Here is a 2,672-nt window from a genome sequence, read left to right on the forward strand (position 1 = left end):
ACTGCCTGGCGCGCGCTGGTGGTCAACGGCGGCATCAAGGCCGGGGACACGGTGTTGACCCTGGGCACCGGCGGGGTCTCCATCTTTGCGCTGCAGTTCGCCAAAATGATGGGCGCCCGGGTGATCGCCACCTCATCATCCAATGACAAGATCCGCCACCTGCAGGAACTGGGCGCCGAGCACACCATCAACTACAAGGATGAGCCGGAATGGGGCCGCAAGGTCCGGCAGCTCACCGGCGGCGTGGGTGTGGATCACGTGGTCGAGGTGGGCGGTCCGGGCACCCTGCCGCAGTCCATCGATGCAGTGCGTGTTGGCGGCCATATCGCGCTTATCGGTGTGCTGACCGGTCGTTCTGGTGACATTCCCACCGCCAAACTGATGGCCAGGCAGGCGCGCCTGCAGGGGCTGATCGTGGGCAATCGCCAGCAACAGCAGGAGATGATCCGTGCCATCGAGATCAACGGTATGCGCCCGATCATTGATCGCAGCTTTACCCTGCAGGACATCGCCGGGGCGTTCCGCCATGAGGAGGCCGGCCAGCACTTCGGAAAGATCTGTCTGGAGTTCTGACCGGCGCCGTTACGGCAGTAGCCGATATCATGAATATACCTATCGCCTGCCGGTGGCGGTCATGCTATATCAGCATGCCCGGAGCCGGTTCGGCGTCTTGGGTGAGAGGTTGTGCCGGGTCCGCGAAACTGTCGCCGGGATCGGGCCTTTGGGTAGGGTTTTGGAGCTTGAGAAAAAATGCCAAGAGCAAGTGAGATCAAAAAGAATTCAGCGGTGGAATACGATGGCCGGGTGTACTTCGTGAAGGACATCGAGCGCTCGGTGCCCCAGGGTCGCGCCGGCGGAAGCCTGTACCGGATGCGTATGTATGATGTGGTGACCGGCCATAAGCTGGATGAAACCTTCAAGGATTCGGACATGCTGAACCTGGCGGACCTGACCCGCCGCTCGGTGACCTTTTCCTACGCCGACGGTAACGACTACGTTTTCATGGATACCGAAGACTACACCCAGTACACCATGAACCGGGACGCCATCGCCGATGAGCTGCTGTTCATCAATGAGGACACCCAGGGCCTGATGGCCATCCTGATCAGTGAGGCGCCGGTGGCCCTGGACCTGCCCCCCACCGTGGACCTCGAGATTCTCGAGACGGATCCGTCCATCAAAGGTGGTTCCGCCACGGCCAGGACCAAGCCTGCCAAGCTGACGACCGGTCTGGTGGTGCAGGTGCCGGAGCACATCTCCACCGGTGACCGGATCCGGGTTAATGTGGAAGAGCGCCGGTTCCTGGGCCGGGCCTGAGAACCTGAGCGCCGGCCGTCTCTCCGGGTATGGATGTGCCAGCCCCGGAGTCTGGCGGCCGCTGCCCTGGCATTGGGTCGTTGTTTTGGTGTCATGGTATGGGAGTGGAAGTCGATGACAGCAGGTTTCAGGAAGCGGATCGCCCCCTTCGTGGGTCATGAACTGGTGAAGGCCCGCCAGGCCCGGTCCGAGGGTGAGCGCGAGCTGGAGTTTACCCATCTGGAGCGGGCCCATGTGCTGGGCCAGGCCTCCACCTATTGGCACGTCAAGGTGCATGTGCTGATGTTGATGTGGGCACTGCGTCAGCGGGATCTGCGGGAGTTTCTGGGGCAGGTTTTCCGGACCCTCGGGGCCGCGCTGGGCACTGCCTTGGGCATGGTTCCCCAGGGCAATACCGGCGGTGCCAACGTAAGCCCCTTCCGCAAGATGCCGATTGATCCGGAACTGCAGGGCCTGATCGAGAGGGCGAAAGCCGACGTCTGATTGCCGGTACCATCCAGGGACAGGAGCAGGATATGAAAACCATCGGTTTGCTGGGCGGCATGAGCTGGGAGTCCACCCAGACCTACTATCGTCTGCTGAACGAACAGGTCAAGGCCAGGCTGGGCGGACTACATTCGGCGAAGATCGTGCTTTATAGTGTGGATTTCGCGGAGATCGAGGCGCTTCAGCGCTCCGGTGAGTGGGACAGGGCGGGCGCCACGCTGGCGTTGGCGGCGCTGGCGCTGGAGCGGGCCGGCGCTGATTTCCTGGTCATCGGCACCAATACCATGCACAAGGTGGCAACGGAGGTTGAGGCGGCCATCGGCATTCCGCTGCTTCACATTGCCGACGCCACCGCCAAGGTTCTCCACCAGGACGGTATCCGCAAGGTCGGCCTGCTGGGCACCCGCTTCACCATGGAACAGGCTTTTTACCGGGAGCGTCTGGAAGCTGCCGGCATCGAGGTGGTAATTCCGGAACCGGCAGAGCGTGACATGGTGCATCGTGTCATTTTCGAAGAGCTGTGTCTGGGCATTATCGAGCCGTCGTCCCGCCAGGCCTATCTTGAAGTGGTGGACGGATTTGCCCGGCAGGGTGCCGAGGCGGTGGTCCTTGGCTGTACCGAAGTGGGCCTGCTGGTGCAGCAAGCCCAGACAACCGTGCGGCTTTATGACACCACGGCCATTCATGCCGCGCAGGCGGTTGACTGGGCGCTGCGCCCGGATTGAAGCCGTCTGTTCCCTACCGGCCGGTTGGCCGGCAGGGATGGGGTATCGGCCTTACTGCTGCTGAAACTGCCCCTGGTTTTGCTGCATCAGCCGTATCATCTCAGCCGCCTGCTTTTGCATGGCCTCGATGGCGCCGGGATTGCT

The 2,672-nt window shown here is 62.2% G+C and carries 4 protein-coding genes; all 4 read left to right on the top strand.

The genetic code is table 11. The features are described 5' to 3' along the window. Nucleotides 1-573: NAD(P)-dependent alcohol dehydrogenase (locus tag R3280_RS16565; protein ID WP_318999712.1), on the top strand; the 573-nt coding region annotated here is incomplete at its 5' end. Between the two features lie 177 nt (nt 574-750). Further along, nucleotides 751-1,317 carry an elongation factor P-like protein YeiP gene (yeiP, locus tag R3280_RS16570; RefSeq protein WP_318999713.1) on the top strand — a complete coding sequence of 189 codons (567 nt, stop codon included), beginning with the start codon at nt 751-753 and terminating at the stop codon, nt 1,315-1,317. 114 nt (nt 1,318-1,431) lie between these two features. After that, nucleotides 1,432-1,800: a DUF3703 domain-containing protein gene (locus tag R3280_RS16575; protein ID WP_318999714.1), complete on the top strand. Its 369-nt coding sequence runs from the start codon at nt 1,432-1,434 to the stop codon at nt 1,798-1,800. A gap of 32 nt (nt 1,801-1,832) precedes the next feature. After that, nucleotides 1,833-2,528, top strand: a complete 696-nt coding sequence (locus R3280_RS16580; protein ID WP_318999715.1) for an aspartate/glutamate racemase family protein — start codon at nt 1,833-1,835, stop codon at nt 2,526-2,528. Nucleotides 2,529-2,672: the final 144 nt, after the last annotated feature.

Origin of the sequence: Marinobacter sp., from assembly GCF_033722195.1 — a bacterium.
GTDB lineage: Bacteria > Pseudomonadota > Gammaproteobacteria > Pseudomonadales > Oleiphilaceae > Marinobacter.

What these genes read in the sequence shown, in the direction of transcription:
- R3280_RS16575 (WP_318999714.1), top strand. Translation starts at nt 1,432, where the DNA reads ATGACAGCAGGTTTCAGGAAGCGGATCGCCCCCTTCGTGGGTCATGAA.
- R3280_RS16580 (WP_318999715.1), top strand. Translation starts at nt 1,833, where the DNA reads ATGAAAACCATCGGTTTGCTGGGCGGCATGAGCTGGGAGTCCACCCAG.
- yeiP (WP_318999713.1), top strand. Translation starts at nt 751, where the DNA reads ATGCCAAGAGCAAGTGAGATCAAAAAGAATTCAGCGGTGGAATACGAT.